Annotated in this window: 1 protein-coding gene; it reads left to right on the top strand. The window is 72.4% G+C overall.

The window, feature by feature from the left end:
* Window positions 1-1,082, top strand: a 1,082-nt coding sequence (locus ABZ860_RS42835) for an HAD-IC family P-type ATPase (protein WP_357232625.1), incomplete at both ends; no start/stop codon positions are given.

The following is a 1,082-nucleotide window of genomic DNA, read 5'->3' as shown; positions in this document are numbered from 1 at the left end:
GAGGTGGAGAAGGCCGGCTACACCGCCAGGCTGCCCGAGCCGCCAAAGCCCGAGCAGGAAGGTGAGCAGCCGGGGGATGAGCTTGCTGGGTTGCGGACCCGGCTGGTGGTGTCGGTCGTGCTGGCGGTGCCGGTGATCGCGCTGGCGATGATCCCCGCGTTGCAGTTCACCTCCTGGCAGTGGCTGTCGCTCACGCTGGCCGCGCCGGTGGTGGTGTGGGGCGGGCTGCCCTTCCACCGGGCGGCCTGGACCAACCTGCGGCACGGCACCGCCACCATGGACACCCTGGTCTCGCTCGGCACGATCGCCGCGCTGGGCTGGTCGCTGTGGGCGTTGTTCCTGGGCGATGCGGGGGTGCCCGGGATGAGGCACGGGTTCGATCTGACGATCTCCCGCAGCGACGGCTCGGGCAACATCTATCTGGAGGCCGCCGCCGGGGTGACCGCGTTCATCCTGGCGGGGCGGTATTTCGAGGCCAGGTCCAAGCGGCGGGCGGGTGCGGCGTTGCGGGCGCTGTTGGAGCTGGGGGCCAAGGACGTCGCCGTGCTGCGCGGCGGGGTCGAGGTGCGTATCCCCGTGGGCGAGTTGGCGGTGGGTGACCGTTTCGTCGTCCGGCCGGGGGAGAAGATCGCCACCGACGGGGTGATCGAGGAGGGCAGCTCGGCGGTCGACGCCTCGATGCTCACCGGTGAGTCGGTGCCGGTCGAGGTGCGGGCCGGGGACGCGGTGACCGGGGCGACGGTCAACGCCGGCGGGCGGCTGGTGGTGCGGGCCGCCCGGGTCGGTTCCGACACCCAGCTGGCCCAGATGGCGCGCCTGGTCGAAGAGGCCCAGACGGGCAAGGCGCAGGTGCAGCGCCTGGCCGATCGCATCTCCGGCATCTTCGTCCCGATCGTCATCGCGCTGTCGGTCGCCACGTTGGGGTACTGGCTCGGCACCGGTGAAGGGGCCGGGGCGGCGTTCACCGCCGCGGTGGCGGTGTTGATCATCGCCTGCCCGTGTGCGCTGGGGCTGGCCACGCCGACCGCGTTGCTGGTCGGCACCGGCCGCGGCGCCCAGCTCGGCATTTTGATCAAGGGGCC

It is taken from the genome of Microbispora sp. NPDC046973 (assembly GCF_040644495.1).
GTDB lineage: Bacteria > Actinomycetota > Actinomycetes > Streptosporangiales > Streptosporangiaceae > Microbispora.
This window is presented reverse-complemented; position numbering and strand designations above follow the sequence as displayed.